General features: G+C 71.0%; 18 protein-coding genes and 2 pseudogenes. 9 read left to right on the top strand and 11 right to left on the bottom strand.

The genetic code is table 11. The annotated features are described in order from the left end of the window. Positions 1-317 precede the first annotated feature (317 nt). Together ACNF49_RS28830 and ACNF49_RS28825 are read right to left on the bottom strand one after the other, a co-directional pair. Entirely contained in the window at positions 318-869 is a 552-nt protein-coding gene (locus ACNF49_RS28830) for a LysR substrate-binding domain-containing protein (protein WP_482939410.1), read from the bottom strand. A gap of 77 nt (positions 870-946) precedes the next feature. Continuing rightward, a pseudogene (locus ACNF49_RS28825) lies at positions 947-1,000 on the bottom strand (hypothetical protein); the annotation flags it as partial. Positions 1,001-1,200: 200 nt separating this feature from the next. Here ACNF49_RS28825 and ACNF49_RS28820 point away from each other — a divergent pair. From ACNF49_RS28820 to ACNF49_RS28810, 3 genes are all read left to right on the top strand, one after another. After that, positions 1,201-1,899 (top strand): MBL fold metallo-hydrolase, encoded by a 699-nt coding sequence (locus ACNF49_RS28820; protein ID WP_482939409.1) that lies wholly within the window; start codon positions 1,201-1,203, stop codon positions 1,897-1,899. 226 nt (positions 1,900-2,125) lie between these two features. Continuing rightward, positions 2,126-2,434, top strand: coding sequence for a hypothetical protein (locus ACNF49_RS28815; RefSeq protein ID WP_357984453.1), 309 nt, complete (start codon positions 2,126-2,128; stop codon positions 2,432-2,434). Positions 2,435-2,616: 182 nt separating this feature from the next. Then, a complete protein-coding gene (locus ACNF49_RS28810; protein ID WP_482939408.1) occupies positions 2,617-3,540 on the top strand; it encodes a TIGR04222 domain-containing membrane protein in 924 nt (307 codons plus the stop codon). Between the two features lie 137 nt (positions 3,541-3,677). Here the strand turns inward: ACNF49_RS28810 and ACNF49_RS28805 are convergent, their stop codons facing one another. Further along, on the bottom strand, positions 3,678-4,847 hold the full coding sequence (locus ACNF49_RS28805; protein WP_482939407.1) for an alpha/beta hydrolase: 1,170 nt from the start codon (positions 4,845-4,847) through the stop codon (positions 3,678-3,680). 127 nt (positions 4,848-4,974) lie between these two features. On the opposite strand from ACNF49_RS28805, the gene ACNF49_RS28800 reads away from it, so the two are divergent. Both ACNF49_RS28800 and ACNF49_RS28795 read left to right on the top strand, forming a co-directional pair. Further along, positions 4,975-5,295 carry a LysR family transcriptional regulator gene (locus ACNF49_RS28800; RefSeq protein ID WP_482945601.1) on the top strand — a complete coding sequence of 107 codons (321 nt, stop codon included), beginning with the start codon at positions 4,975-4,977 and terminating at the stop codon, positions 5,293-5,295. Next, positions 5,268-5,756 (top strand): LysR substrate-binding domain-containing protein, encoded by a 489-nt coding sequence (locus tag ACNF49_RS28795; RefSeq protein ID WP_482939406.1) that lies wholly within the window; start codon positions 5,268-5,270, stop codon positions 5,754-5,756. The genes ACNF49_RS28800 and ACNF49_RS28795 overlap by 28 nt, the downstream gene beginning before the upstream one ends. Here the strand turns inward: ACNF49_RS28795 and ACNF49_RS28790 are convergent. The 4 genes from ACNF49_RS28790 to ACNF49_RS28775 all read right to left on the bottom strand — a co-directional run bounded on the left by ACNF49_RS28790 (position 5,713) and on the right by ACNF49_RS28775 (position 10,287). Further along, on the bottom strand, positions 5,713-7,269 hold the full coding sequence (locus ACNF49_RS28790) for an OmpA family protein (RefSeq protein WP_482939405.1): 1,557 nt from the start codon (positions 7,267-7,269) through the stop codon (positions 5,713-5,715). The genes ACNF49_RS28795 and ACNF49_RS28790 overlap by 44 nt on opposite strands. 158 nt (positions 7,270-7,427) lie before the next feature. Beyond that, positions 7,428-8,243 carry a hypothetical protein gene (locus ACNF49_RS28785; RefSeq protein ID WP_482939404.1) on the bottom strand — a complete coding sequence of 272 codons (816 nt, stop codon included), beginning with the start codon at positions 8,241-8,243 and terminating at the stop codon, positions 7,428-7,430. A 19-nt stretch (positions 8,244-8,262) separates the two neighbouring features. Continuing rightward, the gene (locus tag ACNF49_RS28780) at positions 8,263-9,480 is read right to left on the bottom strand and encodes an MFS transporter (protein WP_482939403.1); all 1,218 of its coding nucleotides are present in this window, start codon (positions 9,478-9,480) and stop codon (positions 8,263-8,265) included. A gap of 120 nt (positions 9,481-9,600) precedes the next feature. Then, the gene (locus tag ACNF49_RS28775) at positions 9,601-10,287 is read right to left on the bottom strand and encodes a hypothetical protein (RefSeq protein WP_482939402.1); all 687 of its coding nucleotides are present in this window, start codon (positions 10,285-10,287) and stop codon (positions 9,601-9,603) included. 284 nt (positions 10,288-10,571) lie between these two features. Between ACNF49_RS28775 and ACNF49_RS28770 the strand changes: the two genes are divergently transcribed. Continuing rightward, a complete protein-coding gene (locus ACNF49_RS28770; protein ID WP_482939401.1) occupies positions 10,572-11,147 on the top strand; it encodes an FAD-dependent oxidoreductase in 576 nt (191 codons plus the stop codon). A 122-nt stretch (positions 11,148-11,269) separates the two neighbouring features. On the opposite strand, the gene ACNF49_RS28765 is transcribed toward ACNF49_RS28770, so the two are convergent. After that, complete coding sequence (locus ACNF49_RS28765; RefSeq protein WP_482939400.1) at positions 11,270-11,575, bottom strand: DUF1330 domain-containing protein; 306 nt, start codon at positions 11,573-11,575, stop codon at positions 11,270-11,272. A gap of 188 nt (positions 11,576-11,763) precedes the next feature. On the opposite strand from ACNF49_RS28765, the gene ACNF49_RS28760 reads away from it, so the two are divergent. Beyond that, positions 11,764-12,666, top strand: coding sequence for a LysR family transcriptional regulator (locus tag ACNF49_RS28760; RefSeq protein ID WP_482939399.1), 903 nt, complete (start codon positions 11,764-11,766; stop codon positions 12,664-12,666). A gap of 109 nt (positions 12,667-12,775) precedes the next feature. Here the strand turns inward: ACNF49_RS28760 and ACNF49_RS28755 are convergent, their stop codons facing one another. Further along, positions 12,776-13,012: a hypothetical protein gene (locus ACNF49_RS28755; RefSeq protein WP_482939398.1), complete on the bottom strand. Its 237-nt coding sequence runs from the start codon at positions 13,010-13,012 to the stop codon at positions 12,776-12,778. Positions 13,013-13,234: 222 nt separating this feature from the next. On the opposite strand from ACNF49_RS28755, the gene ACNF49_RS28750 reads away from it, so the two are divergent. Then, the gene (locus ACNF49_RS28750) at positions 13,235-14,242 is read left to right on the top strand and encodes an RNA polymerase subunit sigma-70 (protein WP_482939397.1); all 1,008 of its coding nucleotides are present in this window, start codon (positions 13,235-13,237) and stop codon (positions 14,240-14,242) included. Positions 14,243-14,380: 138 nt separating this feature from the next. On the opposite strand, the gene ACNF49_RS28745 is transcribed toward ACNF49_RS28750, so the two are convergent. Continuing rightward, positions 14,381-14,965: a dihydrofolate reductase family protein gene (locus tag ACNF49_RS28745; protein WP_482939396.1), complete on the bottom strand. Its 585-nt coding sequence runs from the start codon at positions 14,963-14,965 to the stop codon at positions 14,381-14,383. Positions 14,966-15,139: 174 nt separating this feature from the next. Between ACNF49_RS28745 and ACNF49_RS28740 the strand changes: the two are divergent. Beyond that, positions 15,140-15,217 (top strand): annotated as a pseudogene (locus tag ACNF49_RS28740) (hypothetical protein); the annotation flags it as partial. Between the two features lie 29 nt (positions 15,218-15,246). Here ACNF49_RS28740 and ACNF49_RS28735 read toward each other — a convergent pair. Next, positions 15,247-15,531, bottom strand: coding sequence for a sigma factor-like helix-turn-helix DNA-binding protein (locus tag ACNF49_RS28735; RefSeq protein ID WP_482939395.1), 285 nt, complete (start codon positions 15,529-15,531; stop codon positions 15,247-15,249). Positions 15,532-15,625: the final 94 nt, after the last annotated feature.

The raw sequence follows: 15,625 nt of genomic DNA, 5'->3' as shown, positions 1-15,625 counted from the left end.
CGGGTGGTGTCCTGCACCGTGGCGGCCGTCGAGCGGCCGCGCGAATCACTGCGCCGCCACGAAGCGTTCGTGCCCGGCCTGCGGGCGCCCCCACTGCCGGGCTGCTGAGGCCGCCGGCCTGTCCGGTGAAGCGGAGGGGGAACGACTGGGTGTGCCTGGCCACTGACGACGGCGGCAAGGACCACCTGGTGCTCACCGGCCTGGACGAGCCCGCCTCCCTGATCGCACTGCACGCCGACATCGACGCCCGCATGCCCGTACCGCCGAAGGGTTCGAGGGCGACTTCGCGCTGTTCATTCTCAGCCGCCTGCTGCGCCCTACGGGAGGGCACGGTCGGCGTCGGGGATCCAGTGTCGCCCGTCCGACGGGTCCGGCGGGCGCACGCGTGGGAGCTGACCGAGCAGCGTACGGAGCAGCGGGTGCGGGTTGCGGCGGTGCCAGACCACCCACCACGGCAGGAGGGGGATCGGGTCCACGATGGGGATGCGGCGCAGCCCGCTCCCCGCCGCGTCGATGCTCCACTCCCCCAGGCCGACGGCGCTCTTCTCGCGCAGGAACTGCTGGACCAGGTGCCCCTGGCCGATGGCGGGCTCGGTGAAGCGCAAGGGGACGCCGAGGCGGTCGGCGAGGCGTCTCAGGTAGGCGCGCCATTCGGCGGCGCCCGCCGGGTCGGGCATCGCGATGCCGCCCGCCCGCAGGTCGGCAGGCCGCAGCTCCCTCAGGTGCGCGAGCGCGTGATCCTCCGGGACGAACGCGGCCAGGGGCTCCAGGTGGACCAGCCGCTGGGACAGCTCTTCCGGCCACGGCAGGTCGCGCGCCCGTCCGAAGGCCGCGTCGATCTCCTGGCGGCGCAGCGCCGGCAGCGCCACCGCGAGCCCAGGAACCGCCTTCCGGCGGCGGTCAGCTCGATGGACCGGGTGGTCCGTTCGAACAGCGGCGTGCCGAGGGCGTCCTCCAGCCTGCGGACGCGTTTCGACAACGCCTGCTGGGTGATGAACATGCGCGCGGCGGCCCTGCCGAAGTGCAGTTCTTCGGCGGTCGCGATGAAGGCGCGTACGCCGGGAACGTCTGCTTCCACGACCAGACCCTGCATCGACAACCATCGGTTGTCAATCCGCGGTCCCATGGGTGTTGGACAGTGCCGCCGGTGGACCGGTTACCTGTTCCTCGACATCCGTGCTGATGAGAAGGGGTCCCGCGATGGAGGTCGTGGAGGTCGACCGGCGCCTGCACCTGCTGCGGCTGACGTTCGGGCAGGCGTACCTGTGGAATGACGACGGTGCGCTCACCCTGGTGGACACGGGCATCGCCACCTCGGCCGGGGAGATCGCCGAGGCGATCGGCCGGCTCGGGCTGCGCGCCGACGCCGTACGGCGGGTCGTCCTCACCCACTACCACGAGGACCACTGCGGCGGCGCGGCGGACGTGACGGCGTGGGGCGAGGTGACGGTGATGGCCCATCGCCTGGAGGCCCCGGTGATCCGAGGGGACGTGCCCGCCCCGCCGCCGAACTTCACCGGCGAGGAGCGGGCCCTGCATCGCAGTCTGGGCGCCGACCTGCTGCCGCCCGCGCCGCCGTGCCGGGTGGACCGCGAGCTTGAGGACGGCGACGTGATCGCCTTCGGGGGCGGGGCCCGCGTGATCGCCACCCCCGGGCACACCGACGGCAGCATCGCCCTCCACCTGCCGGAGCACGGAGTCCTCTTCACGGGCGACACTGTGGCGCACGTGTCCGGGCTGGTCATGCCCGGAGTGTTCAACATGGACCGTGACGAGATGCTCCGCTCGTTCCGGCGGCTGGCCGAACTGAACGTCCGGACGGCCTGCGTGGGCCACGGCGACCCCGTCACGAACGCCGGCGACGCCCTCCGGAAGGCAGCCGCCGACATCCCCGCCTGACTCCGCTGCTCAGGCGTTCTCAGCCCCCGCGCTCGGCCTCCTCCCACCTGAACCGGGGCCGGTGATGCACCGCGACAGCCGGTCTGCGCACGGTTCCTGACACGTGACCAGACCCACTTTCGGCTCGATTCATGTGCCTGGAGGGACAAACATCCCTGACCTCGACACTTTGGGTGGTGGATCGAATACTGAGCGTGACAAGCTCCTCGGACGGAAGGATTCCCCCATGCCCACCGCCCGCATCGCCGCCGGTCAGACCTCCCCCGGACAGGGCTGGCAGGCTTACGGCTCCAACGGCATCTACATCGACGTCGACACCACCTCCGCGCGCTTCTCCGGGCGTCCCGTCTACGTCACCTCCGTCGGCAGCACCGGCGGCAACCAGTGGAACCTGGTCGGCCCCAGCGCCGTCTACGACGCCACCGCCACCAAGTTCCGCGTCTACGTGCAGTGGCGTGACGCGTCGGCGCTGTCCCCGGGCACCGCCCAGCAGTTCGGCTGGTACATCCAGTGGATCGGTTACGACAACCCCTGACCGCGGCTCGCACGGCCGGCCGGCGCCCGCACGGGCCCGGCCGGCCTCGCCGTGAGGCCAGGGCGTCGCCTGAGGGCCGCCGAACGCTCCTCGTCCGGCGGGTCCACGGGAATCGGTGCAGTGGCGCTCCCCGGAACCTTCGTGTCCGCCTCACACGTTGATCAACAACACGGGAGGTGGGCATGGATGTGATCCTCGCCTGGTTGGCGGTGCTCCTCGGGGCGGTCACCGTCGGCACGGTTCTCGCCGCCGAGGTGGCGCACGTCCGCGCCCGCCTGAGGCTGGGCGGGCTGCGCGACGTCGATCTCGGCCACTACGAGCTCGCCTATCTGGCGGGCGGTCCGGTACGGGTGGCGGACACCGCGCTCGGGCTGCTGGCCAGGGAAGGGGAGATCCGCGTCTCCCGTGGCGGGAAGATCCATCGCGTCTCCACGGCCGTGACGGCGGGATATCCCGTGGAGGAACGGCTTGTCGCGATCCTCGCCGAGCGCAGGAGCCCGCCGGTCGTCCTGGTCAAGCGCCGCCTGGCGGAGAGCGCGGAGGTCGCCGGGATCAGGGGCCGGCTCGCCGACCTGGGCCTGCTGGTCGACTCTCGGAGCGTGCCCGGCTTCCGCGTCTGCCGCGACGTCCTGAAGCTGATCCCCACGGTCGCGGTCGTCGCCGCCGGGGCCGACGTGGTCTACATGATCGTCGCGCAGTCGCCGCCGCTGAGCGTGGCTGCCCTGTTCGGGTTCGGCGGCAGCTGGCTGGCGGCCAGGAAGATCCGGTCCCTGTACGTCAGGAACCGGCCGGTCCGGCTCGGCCGCGCGGGCCGCCACCAGCTGGAGAAGGCACGCCGGGCACACCCGTACGGGGCCGGGACCGACGCCGTGCCGCTCGCGCTGTACGGACTGAGCCACCTCGGCGATCCGCACCTGTCGGCCGAGCTCAGCAAGCGTTCGATCCCGGACGGTCACCTCTACCCGGCCGAACCCAGCAGCCCGAGCGCCCAGTGCGGCTCCGTCGGCTGGACCCCGGACGACAGCGGAAGCGGCACCTGGGACGGAGGGGGCGGCGGCTGGGACGGCGGCGGCTCGGGTGACGCCGGAGGCGGCGGCGGTTCCTGACGACCGGCACGGCACTCCCGCGACCACTCCGGCCACGACCCGCCCGCACGAAGCGAGCCACGGCCGCTCAGAGGGCGCGCCGCAGCCCGCCCCGATCCGTCCCTGGGACGCCCCCGGGCAACAGCGGGATGAACAGGCTAAGGCTGCGGTGTCCGCTGCTTCGATCTCACTCGGGCGGTGAAGGCTTCGATGGCGTCGACGAGCGCCTCGAAGCGGACCGAGTGGTACAGGTCGAAGGCGTGGTTGCCGCCGCGCAACTCGGCGTAGACGACGGGGGAGGCCGACGTACGGCGAAGCTGGTCGGCGAAGTGCCTGGCCTCGGCCACGGGCACCAGCGGGTCCAGATCGCCGTGGGCCACGAAGAACGGCGGTGCGTCCGCGGTGATGTGGGCCAGCGGCGAGGACTCGGGCCCCTGCCCGAAGTAGGTGCCGTACCAGCCGTTCAGGTAGATGGCGCCGGTCACGGAGGTGTCGGCGTGCTCGAAGCCCGGCTGGTAGGCGGGGTCGTTGGGGGTGAGTGCGGCCAGCGCCGCCATGTGCCCGCCCGCCGAACTGCCCGCGACGAACAGCGTCGAGGGGGCCGCGCCGTACTCGTGGCCGTGCTCACGTACCCAGGCGATGATCTTTTTGAGATCGATCACGTGGTCCGGGTGCTGGGCCTGGGGCCGTAGCCGATAGTTGGCGCTGATGGTCACCCAGCCCTGGCCGGCGAGCCGGTAGAGCAGCGGCAGCGACTGGCTGTTCTTGTGGCCGCCGGTGTAGCCGCCTCCATGCAGGTGGATCAGCACGGGCGCGCCTTGCGGGCGCGAGCGGTGGTGGTAGAGGTCGAGCAGGTTGCGGCGGCCTGCTTCGCCGTAGGAGAGATCGGCCACCCGGCGGACGTCCATGCGGCGCTTGAGGACGGGCAGGAACAGGATGCGGGCCCACGGTGGAGAACGACGCAGTCCGGCGCCGAGGTCGGCGTCGATGGCGGCGCGCCAGCCCGCGCCCAGGCCGGCGTCCATCGCGCGCCAGATCCTGGCCCGCTCCCCCAGGCCACGGTAGGCGATGACCGTGAGCCCGATCGTGGTCACGGCGGCCAGGGCGACGACCGCCCAGCCGCCCGCCGTGTGGATGTCACCCTCGGCGAACGCCAGCACCGTCGGGGCCAGCAGCAGCCAGAAGAAGGCCGCGAACGGCAGTTCGTTGGCGGCCAGCCCGAAGAAGTAGCTCACCCGGCCGACCGTGCTCCAGCCCGGCAGCGGCCGCAGCGCGAACAGCGTCCCGATCGCGACGAGCGCCACGGGGACCAGATATCCGACGGGCACCGAACCTCCAAAGCCGCACTGCCTGCGAACCCGCCAAGCCTCCCCCAATCGCCCGCCGCGCATCTACGACGGATCCGATATCGTCCTTTAACCCTGGAATGAAGAATGCGGAGGGCCGCCCGTGGAGATGCGAGAGATCGAGATCTTCCTGACGCTGGCCGAGGAGCTGCACTTCAGCCGTACGGCCGAGCGGCTGGGCATCAGCCCCGCCCGCGTCAGCCAATCGATCAAGAAGCAAGAGCGGCGCATCGGCGCCCCCCTGTTCGACCGCACCACCCGAGTGGTCTGCCTCTCCCCGCTCGGTGAGCAGCTGTACCAGGCGCTCAAGAGCGGCCACCGGCAGATCATGCAAGGGATCGCGACCGCTCAGGCCACCGTCGACGGCACCGCGGGCACACTGACCCTCGGCACACTCGGCCCGTGTTGCCGATCCGCGAGCCCGATCTGACCATCGAACCGACCTCGTACGCCTCCGACGTGGTGTTGATGGTCTCCGCCGACCACCCCTACTCGGGACGAGACTCCATCTGCCTGGAGGACCTCGGCGACTGCACCGTGGTCGAGGGCCGTTCGATCCCCACCTGCATGGAGGAGATCTTCAACCCCTGGCACACCCCCTCCGGCCGCCCCGTCCGCCGCGGGCACAAGGTCACCACCTGGCAGGAGACCCTCAGCGCCGTCGCCTCGGGCCAAGCGACCGCCGGGGTCACCGCCGAGGCCGCGACCTTCTACCCCTGGCCCAGCCTCGCCTTCGTCCCGATCCGCGACGCCCCGCCGTGCGAGTGGACCTTCGCCTGGCGTACGGCGAGCGAGACGCCACTCATCCGCGCCTTCGCCCGAGCAGCAGCCGGCACGAGGCGTGGGCTCAGGACAGGGGCACCTGCAGGGCGCGCCAGGTGGCCACCTTGACGGTCAGCGCGTCGGCCTGGGCGGGCAGGGCGTACAGCGACCAGAACTCCTTCGTCTCCGCCGGCTCGAAGCTCATCGCCGACAATGCCACCCCGGAGGTGTTCGTGCATGCGCAGTACGTGCCCGGCTCCTCCCCCTTGGCCACGATCACGCGGGCCGGGCGGTACAGGCGGCGCGCGGCGGGGTCGGTCACCTGGATGTTCGTCGCTGCGTGGTACTTGAAGGCGTTCCAGTCATCGGCCCAGTTGAGGTCGTGGTACCACGCCTCGCCGTCACCCCGGTTGGTGATCGTGTAGCGGAGCAGGCCCAGGTCACCAGGCATCCGGCGGAAGGCCGTCACCTCCAGGTCGAAGGGCACCCCCTTCGCGCGCACCGTCGCCTTCGTCCCTTCGCCCTCGGGCAGCGGGGACGCGGTGGTGCCGGCAGCCGGCACTTGTGCCGGTGCGGGCTTGGCGAACGTGATCGTCACCCGGCGGTTGCGGCGACGTCCCTCGTCGGAGCTGTTGCTGTACAGCGGGCGGCGGGAGCCGTATCCGCGGGCCCTGAACGTCACCTGGTCGCGCGTGATCAGCTGCGTGAGAGCCTGGCGCACCGCCTGCGCGCGACGGCGGGACAGCGGTTCGTTGATGGCGTCGGTGCCGGAGGAGTCGGCGTGGCCGTCGACCTCGATCGTCGTGTCCGCGGACGTGTCGACGAGCTTGGCCGCCTTGGCCAGCACCGTGCGGGCGCGCGACGTGAGCGTCGCCTTGTTCAGCGCGAACAGCACGTCGGAGGAGAGGCTGACCTTGAGGTCGGCCCCGTCGTCGGTCGTCTCCTCGGTGCGGTCGAGCGACTGCGACGGCGTCTCGATGAGGTGACTGACGGTCTCCACCTGGGACGCGTCAGCGTCGGGCAGTTGCTGACCGGGTGGCGGCACGGGCGGGTCGTCGCTGATCGGGACGTCAACCATCGGCGGGCCGATCGGTGTGACGATCGTCGTGGTCGCCGGGTTGCCGGACGGCGCGGGCAGCACGGCGTAGACCGTCAGCGACTTGCCGGGGTCGATGATCGACTTGAGGTCGTCGCGGTCGGTGTCGCTGCACAGGCATTCGCCGTCGGCGGGCTTGTACGGCATGAGCCACCGGTGGGCCGGGGCGTCGAGCACCGCGATGCCGGAGGGCCAGCGCCACTTGAGCGGCCGCATCGGGTCGGCGAGCGGCGCCTGCCAGTGCAGCGGCTTGTCGGTGCTGGTGGACAGGCGCAACTGCACGATCAGGTGCTTGCCGCCGATGCGGTTGAGCCCGACGAGTTCGGCCTTGTAGTTCGACTCGACGGTGCCCTGGACGGCGGCCAGCGCGGGTCGGGTGTCCCCGCCGCCGAACGTCGCGTTCCCACTCGCGGAGGGCGCAGGATCGCTGGTCGAAGGCGCGGGAGGCGGTGCGGTGGTCTCGCTCGCCGAGGGCGCGAGGGGTAGCTGACCACATCCGGCGGCCGCTAAGGCGACGGCGGTCAGGGCCATGATCCGGATACGCATGCCGGGCATTGTGCCATGACCGAATCAAAGACGGTCAGTCAAGGACATCGTGACCAGGCACGCGCCGGGCGGGGTCCCCAGCTAGTGCGGGCCGCTCGGCTCGGCGCAGCGCCTGACCACGCTTGGGGTGAGGGCGCCGGTCACTCAGGCAGCTCATGTCAGCGAGGCCGTCGCCCGGCTGGGGGCTGTTCGACGCCGGGTCCTCCTGTGTGCGGCGTCTGCACGTAGCCTTCGGCGGGCTCGGGAAGCGCCTCGACGCATGTCGTCGAGCAGGCGTTGACCAGCAAGGGCAGAACGTCGGCGCCCGACGTCCGCAGGGAGACCCAGACCTGGCGGAGGTTCCCGGCGTCGATGTGCCGGTCGCAGACACTGCACGTACGGATCGTGGCGGCACCCCACACGCCGGGGTCCAGGTCTTCGAGACCAATGCCCTGAGCACCGGCCGCCGCGGCCGGCAACAGCGGGAAGGGCGGCCGCAGCTTGTAATTGCCGTAGAGGGCGCGGGTGCTCACCGTGCTGCGCCGCAGGCCGGGGCACCGGGTGATCTCGTACGGGAACCAGTGCAGGCGGTAGGAGGTGTAGGGGGTGAACTCCTCAAGGCTTCGCATGGCGCCGATCTCAGGCGGGATGCGCACCAGATTGCTGCCGTAGAGCACGAGGTGTTTCACCGAGGTGAGTTCGGCGATGGTCGGCGGGAGCGTGACGACCTGGCGCCGCTGGTCCGCGGCGAGTTCGGCCAGCGGCTTGAAGACCTCCCGTTCGTCGGCTGCCGCCTCTTCGACCAGTTCGAGCAGGCGGATCCATCCGGGTGCCGTGGTGTCCTGGCGTTCTCCGTGGAAGCGGGTCGTTCGCTGCGGCTTGGTGCTGGTCTGCTCGATGCACCCGCAGAGATCACGAGGGGAGCCTCGGCCGCCGGAACCAACGGCGTCAGCCCAGCGATTCGAGAAGACCTGCGGCGTCGACTCCTCACTCATCCGCTCACAGTAGTGTCGCTCAAGCTTCGGGTGGGGCCACGGCGGCGGGCGGCAGGCGGCGCGCCAGGCGGAGCAGCGCGAGTGCGGCCGGCCCCACGAGGGCCGCCAGCGTCAGCCACAGCAGCGGTGGCGCCGTGCCGAGCAGGGCCGAGAAGCCGGCGGGCGCGAGGACCGCCGCGAGCGCCCAGGTCTGCTGGTAGATCGCCAGGTAGCGGCCCCGCAGGGCCGGCGGTGCGGTGGCGGCCGCGAGGGCCCAGCTGGGCACGGTGTGCATCAGCTCGCCGAAGGTGAGGACGAGCGTGGCGACGAGCAGCCCGCCGACGCGCGCGAGCCCGGCGGGGAGCAGCGCGGTCGCGGCGTAGGCGGCGCACGCCGCCATCAGGATCAGGCCGCTCAGAGCCATGGCGTGCGTACGGCGGGCGTGCCGCTGCCACCTCCGGACCGGGAGCTGTCCCGCCGCCACGAGGACCGTGTTGATCGCGTAGAGAACGCCCAGCAGGGCCGGCGGGACGCCGAGCACCGTGACCGCGTACACCGGCAGGGCGACGGGGAGGACGAGGTGGATCAGGGTGTATGCCTGCTCGGCCGCCACCAGGGTGACGAACGGCCTGTCGGCGAACAGCTGCCGGTAACCGCCCGGATTCCGGGGCGGCGGTGCGGGCGCGCGCCGTCCCGAGAGCGTCAGGCATGCGGCCGCCAGGGCGAAGCTCGCCGCGTTCATCAGGGCGACGACCGCGAACCCGGTGGTGCCGGCGAGGGAGACCACTCCCGCCGACAGCAGGCCGCCCAGGCCGAAGGCGACGTTCCTCGCCGTGGCGAGCAGGGTGTACAGCCGCTCTCTGAGCGCGCCCTCCGCCAGTGCGGAGACGTAGCTTCCGGAGGCGGGGTAGTAGGCGCGATCGCCGGCCGCGATCAGGGCGGCGACGATGAGCAGGGCCACGAACCCGTCCACGAGGGGATAGGCGGCGAAGGCCACCGCACGCAGCACGTACGTGGCCATCAGCACGCGGCGCGCGTCGAACCTGTCGATGAGGGTCCCGGCCACCGGGTTGGCCGCCAGCCCCACGACCGCCGCCATGGTGACGCCGAGCCCGACGGTCGTCATGGGCAGGCCGGTCACCTCGTGGATGAACAACAGGGTCAGGGGCACGTACAGCCCGTTGCCGAGCGCGTCGACGAACATGCCGACCAGGAACGGGCGTACGCCGACGACACTCGTGAGGGAGGGGGAAGCCATGTGATCAGTGTTGTCAGGCACCCACGTGGACGGCATCGGCCGGTGGCCCCATGAAGGCGGCCCACGGTCCGTCCATGGTCCTAGGTCTCCGGTCTGTGGCGCCCGGAGGAGGACGACCGGTCAGAATTTGCCGGGCTCGAACCTTCGGACGAAGACATAGGTGTGGGACCGGCTGACCAGCTCGACCACCCTCCTGCGCCGGTTCTCCAGCATGGTGACCTTCACGCATTTCAGCGTGACCTTGCGCCGGCCGAGGAGCGCGTCGTAGGAGAGGTACATCTTGTCGAAGCCCCGGTTGTCCCTCATTCCGACGCCCAGCTGTGTGCGGAACTGCCTCGAACCTGGTGGGTTGAAGGGCTTGGCGGCCACGATGGCGTCGGTGGCCTTGGCGGGGCAGCGTACGAGCACGCGAACGTAGCTGTCCTGACGCGGGCGACGCGGCCTGATCTTGACCCCCGTCCAATCACCGATCCCCTCCGGCGCCGCGGGCCGGTCCGCCGCTCCCTCCGGGTTGGTCTGGTCATCGGCGCTGTCGCCCTCCTCCACCGGAGGGTCGGGCATCGGCAGGACGGGCACGGCCGCCGCGATCGTGCAGGGACTTGCGACAAGGGCCGCGAGCAGGCCGAATGTCGCTACAACCCTCATGATCTCCCTCTCGGCGGGCAACTGAAGCGATTGACGACGGGAGGAGAGTAGCCCCCAGTATGCGGGCGAGCCTGAGCTGTTGAGGGGATGCCACGCCGTTCGCTGGTGTTCGACGGTTTCGGCCGAGTCCGCGCCAGTTCTTCTCGGGAAGCCGGCCTCCACGCGCTCGCCTCGGCCATGGCGCTGAGGCGCACCGGTCCGTCTCACCGTCGAGGCCCTCGGCGAAGCGGGTCGGGACCAGCAGGTCCCTGCGGTCCCGACCAGCCCCGCCGGCCGGTGGCCGGTCGTGCCTGATGAGCCGCCCACAGCCCCGCCCCCGGACGCGCCGCCCCTTGGTCAGCGGTACGGCGGTCCGCCATGAGGGAGCCCTCCGAGATCGGATGAGCAGCGTGCGACCCACCTGTCTGCTGTTTCTGGAGGCCACCTACCGGCGCACCCGCCGGTAGGTGGCCGCCCTGCGCAGGCTGGGCTCCGGCGCCCGGGTCACCTGGCGCGACCGCGCCACCGGACAGGTGAGCGCGTGGGAGGCCGACCACGTGATCGTGACCGTGCCCCTGCCGGTCGTCAGCTCCATCGACCACGACCTCTCGCCCAAGGTGAAGGCGGCCGTGGAGGCGGGCGCCCGCGCCTACCTGCCCGCCGTCAAGACCGCCTTCCAGGCGCAGCGGCGCTGGTGGGAGCAGGATCACGGGATCTACGGCGGCATCTCCTGGACCACCCGGGGACATCACCCAGGTGTGGTACCCGAGCGCGGCCATCCACGGCCGCAAGGGCATCCTGGTCGGCGCCTACATCTGGTCGCACGACCTCGGCCGCGCCTATGCGGCGATGACACCGGCCCAGCGGGCCGCCGCGACGCCTACCCCGCGCTCCTGCCGCCGGACGGGCCGTACTGGTTCGCGGGCGAGCACGTGAGCCACCTCGCCGGCTGGCAGGAAGGCTCGATCCGGGCCACGCACCACGTGCTCGAACGCATCCAGGCCCGCGTCGCCGCCGGGCGCACAGAGGGCCGCCCCGGCTGAACCGGCGCCGGTTCAGCCGGCCGCGGTCGACGGCCGTACACAACCGGCTCATCAGCTGCCCGGCCGGGGCGAGGATGCTGGAGGGCGGTCGCGCCCAGCGCACGCTCTTCCTCGCCGGCCGGTCAGTCGATGCCCTCGATGATGCGGAAGTCGCGCTCGACGCCGTCGGGGAAGGCCACCAGCGCCTTCTGGTACGCCTCGCTCTCGTACGCCGCGACGGCCTGTTCAAAGGTGTCGAACTCGATCAGAACGACGCGCTGCGTGATTCCGGCCTCGTGGGCGACGACTCGACCGCCACGGGACGGGAGGAGGGCCAGGTTGCGCCCGCCGCCAGCCTGGACAGCCGGACCGGCCAGTTTGTCGTAGGCACTCAGCCGCTCAGTGTCGGAAATGGCGGGGTAGACACTGACCCAGTAGCCCTTAGCCACGGAAACCTCCAGTGTTCGGCCGGACACGGCCGACGTCGAATTGACACTCGGATCGATCGATCCCGGCGACGGGTGCTGCGGTCAGTTGGATCGTCATATGCGCAGGTTAGGGCTTGATGCGCGGTCGAGGGAAAGATCGGTACGGGATAGACTCAGAACGGATCGTTATCAATCGGCAGGGAGGGCACGTGGCGCCGGACACGGTGAGCCTGCGGTACTTCCTGGTGCTGGCGCAGGAGCTGAACTTCACCCGCGCGGCCGCACGGATCGGCATCGCACAGCCCGCACTCAGCGCCCGGATGCGCCGACTGGAGGCGGAACTCGGTACGGCCCTGCTGGTCCGCAACACGCGTAGCGTCGTGTTGACCACGGCCGGTGCGGCCTTGGCGGAGTCCGCGCCGCCCGCGCTGGCGGCGCTGGACCGGGCATGGGACACCGCCCGGAGCGCGGCGGCCGGCGAGCTGGGCACCCTGCGCATCGGATACAGCCTCAGCACCGGCGCCGAGACGGCACCGGCCCTGGTGGACAGGCTGATTCGCGACAACAGCGGACTCCAGGTCGGCGCGGTCCCGATGGCGACACCGGAGATCTCCCCCGCCGTCGCCGACGGCCGCATCGATGCCGGGATCACCCGCGGCGAACAGCCGGGCCGTGGCGTGCGCCGGTTCCTGCTACGGCGTCAGCGCGTCGGAGTCCAGCTGGCGCAGCATCATCCGCTGGCCGAACACCCGGAGATCGAGATCGCCGACGCCGCCGCCTATCCGCTGCGACTCCCGGACCGTACGGCCAACCCCGTGGTCCACGACCAGCTTTCCGCACTGTTCCGCGACACCCGGCCACACCCCCGATTCCACACTCCCGCAGTCTCTTTCGACATGTCTCAGCACGACCTGCGCGACGGGGTCACCCTCGCCCCCGCCGGAGAGGCCGCGGTCACGGCACAACCGGCCGGTCTCACCTGGCGACCGCTGCGGGGCGCGCCCAGCCTGACGATCCACCTGGTCCTCCCACGCGAGCCGTCGCCACTGCACCGCCGCATCCGTGCCGTCGCCAAAACCCTGGCGCACGAGCTGCACTGGCTGCCGGACTGACGCACAAGAGGCCAAGCGAGACGGACGCCTGCGGTGGCGAGGCCGGCGGATGTGGGCCACCGCTGCCTCCGGGAAGTCCTGGGGAAACCGCCCATTCGGTTGAAGCACTTCAGCTGCACCAACAGTGCCAGCAGGTGGCACATCGCCGCAGGTCGTGAACAACTTCGTCGAATTCACTCGGAAACCTGCGCGCCGCGGCGAGGTAGAGCGCCGGCTGGTGCAGCGCGGTGACGGTCCCAGCGCCCGGCCCCGCCATGGTGATCACCAGGATGGTCCAGCCGGACCTCGACGAGATCGACGTGTCCACCGTGCTCCAGGCGCCGGCCGACCCGATGCGGCTGCGCATCGTACGGCTGCTCGACCAGGTGGAGGAGTCCACCTGCACCGCGCTCGTACCTGCCGGTGAAGGTCTCGACGGTGTCCCATCACGTCAACGTCCTGCGGCACAGCGGCGTCGTCTCCACCCGCCTGACGAACGGCCCGGTGTGAGCGGCTGCACCGCTCAGAAATCCTCCGCCCCGTCGTCAGTTGTCATGGCCCCTTGCCACCCGCGGAAGGATTGACGACCATGACCGACGCCAGACTGCCAGGCGACGACGGGGCCGCGTTCATCGCGGCGGCCCGCTCGAACGACGCAGCACAGCTCGCGCTCATCACGGAGCGCTACCGGCATGAGCTCCAGGTGCACTGCTACCGGATGCTCGCGAACTACGAGGACGCCCAGGACCTGACGCAGGAGACGTTCCTGCGGGCGTGGAACAAGCGGGAGTCGTTCAGGGGCCACGCCGCGCTGCGGACCTGGCTGTACCGGATCGCGACGAACGCCTGCCTCGACTTCCTGGACAAGCGCAACGACCGCATACCCGTGCCTGCCGAGCTGCCGGGCGCGGGCTCGGAAGTGCACTACCTGCAGCCCTACCCGGACCGGATGCTCCCGGAGGATCCGCAGGAATCGGCGGTGGCGCGGGAGACGATCGAGCTGGCGTTCATCGTCGCCGTCCAGCACCTGCCGCCGCGACAGCGCGCGGTGTTCATCCTGCGCGACGTCCTCGGCTGGCCGGCGTCGAAGGCCGCCGACGCCCTCGAGCTGACCGTCGCCTCGGTGACCAGCGCGCTGCAGCGGGCGCGCGTGACGATGCGCGAGCAGCTGCCCGGCCGCCGCCTCGACTGGCGGAGCCCTGCCACGCACGAGCTGTCGCATGACGAGCGCGGCGTGGTGAAGTCGTACATGGACGCCCATGAACGCAACGACCTCGACGGGCTGACGGCCCTGCTCCGCGACGACCTGCGCTTCGCGATGCTGCCCGATCCGGGCACCTTGGTCGTCACGGCCAAGGACGCGGTGGACGGCTGGGTCTCCGGCGGGCTCTTCCAGCGCGGCTACGACGACTGGCGCTGCATCCCCACGACGGTCAACCTCATGCCTGCCGCCGTGCTGTACCGCCGCACCCCCGACGACCCGGAACATCGCCTGTTCAACATCGCGGTCCTGCACATCGTCGACGGGAAGATCGCCGAGCTCACCGGATTCGACGCCACCGACAAACCATGGCTGAGCCTGCCCGCGACGCTGTGATCGCACCCATCGTCGACGAGTCCGGCGCACGGGCAGGCGAGGCGGGCCACAGCTCACTCGGACGTCCGCCGAGGGTCACGGTGAGCACGCCACGAAGGATTGCGGCCTGACCTTACGGGCCGAGCATGCGGCCCGTGGTCATCGCCTCCTCTCGTATCGGGTCAGCAGCACGCCGCCGGGAAATGTCCGCGTCTCGACCAGGTTCAGGTTCACCCAGCTGTCCAGCGCGGTGAAGAACAGCGTGCCGCCGCCCACCAGGACCGGATGGGTGACGATCGCGTACTCGTCGATCAGCCCGGCCCGCATGGCCGTCCCGGCGAGGGTCGCGCCGCCGATGTCCATCGGGCCGCCGTCCTCGGCCCTGAGCCGGGCGATCTCGGCGACCGCGTCGCCGGTGACCAGGCGGGTGTTCCAGTCGACCTTGTCGATCGTCGACGAGAACACCACCTTCGGCATGTCCCGCCAGCGGCGCGCGTACTCGCTCTCCGCCGGTGTGGCACCCGGCTGCTTGTCGGCGGTCGGCCAGTGGGAGCTCATCGCCTCCCACAGCCTGCGCCCGTACAGGGCCAGGCCCGTCGCGTCCACCCGGTCGGACCACCACTGGAACAGCTCGCCGCTCGGGGACGAGTCCGGTCCCTTCCCGCCGCTCCAGCCGAGGTCGTCGCCGGGCGCGGCGATGTAGCCGTCCAGGGTCGCGTTCATGGCGAAGATCAGTTTCCGCATTGTGCCTGCCTCCTGTGAGTCGATCTCACACGTACAGACGGGCGCGGCGCGGAAACCTGATCGGTGCGCGATCACACCTGGGCCGGTCGGCTTCCCGAATGGCGTCGCACCCCTGTCACATCGGCTCGTCGTCCGGGCTCATTGGTACGAGTGCAACCACATGAGGAGGACACCATGCAGTGCATGGAAGCCGTCGAGGCCGCCGGCGCCACCGCCTTGCATCATGCGGCGGCAGCAGGCGAGCCGTCGATCGCGCGCCTGCTGGTCGAGCACGGCGCCGATCACACCGCCCGCGAACCCGGGTTCAACGCGCAGCCGGCGGGTTGGGCGCAGCGGCCCACGACGCCGGCGATCTCCTCGAAGGGCATGTCGAACATGTCGTGCAGCACGAACGCCAACCGCTCGGCCGGTGTGAGCTGGTCGAGCACGAGGAGCAGGGCCAGGCCCACCGAGTCGGCCGGCAACGCCTCCTGTTCCGGATCGGGATCCCCGGCCGGGACGACTGTCAGGTCGGGCAGGTGCGTGGCGAACGATTCCTCGCGGCGGCGTCGGCGGGAACGCAGCATGGGCAGGCACTCCCGGGGCGACGACGGTGGTCAGCCATCCGCCGAGGTTGTCGATCTGTTCCGCGTCGGACCGGCTCAGCCGCAGCCAGGCATC

The organism is Actinomadura sp. ATCC 39365 (assembly GCF_054392275.1).
The sequence above is the reverse complement of the archived record's forward strand: the minus strand, read 5'-3'. Positions and strand labels throughout refer to the sequence as shown.